General features: G+C 76.0%; 1 protein-coding gene. It reads left to right on the top strand.

What is annotated here, in order from left to right; translation table 11 throughout:
- The first annotated feature begins 79 nt into the window (after positions 1 to 79).
- Positions 80 to 880, top strand: coding sequence for an NRDE family protein (locus tag C667_RS23310; RefSeq protein WP_004390290.1), 801 nt, complete (start codon positions 80 to 82; stop codon positions 878 to 880).
- Positions 881 to 974: the final 94 nt, after the last annotated feature.

The raw sequence follows: 974 nt of genomic DNA, 5'->3' as shown, positions 1-974 counted from the left end.
CCCCCTGCCGTATGCGCTCGGCTGATCCGCAGCGCGGCCCGACCGGCGGGCGCGCTCGCAGCCGCCGAGGCGCGCTGCCGTGTGCCTGATCGTCTTCGCCTGGCAGGCGCATCCCGACTATCCGCTGGTGGTCGCGGCCAACCGCGACGAGTACCTCGCGCGCCCCGCCGCGCCCGCGCACTGGTGGGTGGATGCGCCCGAACTGCTCGCCGGCCGCGACCTCGAGGCCGGCGGCACGTGGATGGGCCTGACGCGCGACGGCCGCTTCGCCGCGCTGACCAACTTCCGCGACCCCAGCCGCCACCTCGCCGGAGCGCCCTCGCGCGGCGCGCTGGTGCGCGAGGCGCTCGAGGATGCCCGCCCGGCGCCCGCCACGCTGCAGGCCGTCCAGGCGAGCGCGGACAACTACGCCGCCTTCAACCTGCTGGTGGGCGACGCCGATCGGCTCGGCGTGCTCGAGAGCACCACCGGCGCGCTGCGCATGCTGGAGCCGGGCTGCTACGGCCTGTCCAACCACCTGCTCGACAGCCCCTGGCCCAAGCTGGTGAAGACGCGCACGGCGCTCGCCCGCGAGCTCGAGGCGCTGCCGACGGCAGGTCCGGTGCCGGCGACCGAGGACGCGCTGGTCGCCGGCCTCCTCGCATTGCTGCGCGACCCAGCGCCCGCGCCCGATCCGCACCTGCCCGCGACCGGCGTGAGCCTGGAGTGGGAGCGCTGGCTGTCGCCCGCCTTCATCCGCGCACCCGGCTACGGCACGCGCTGCAGCAGCGTGGTGCTGCGCGACCGCGCGGGCCGCACCCGCTTTGTCGAGTGGACCTGGGATGTGGATGGGGAGCTGCGCAGCCGGGTCGAGCACGCGTTCGGCGCCGGCACGACCTGAACGCCCCACGCGGCGCCCTCGCGGGCCCGGCCGCTACACCGTCCGCCGCATCGCGCGGTGCGGGATCCCCGCCTCCATGAAGACCTCTGATGGG

Origin of the sequence: Thauera phenylacetica B4P (assembly GCF_000310225.1) — a bacterium.
GTDB lineage: Bacteria > Pseudomonadota > Gammaproteobacteria > Burkholderiales > Rhodocyclaceae > Thauera > Thauera phenylacetica.
This window is presented reverse-complemented; position numbering and strand designations above follow the sequence as displayed.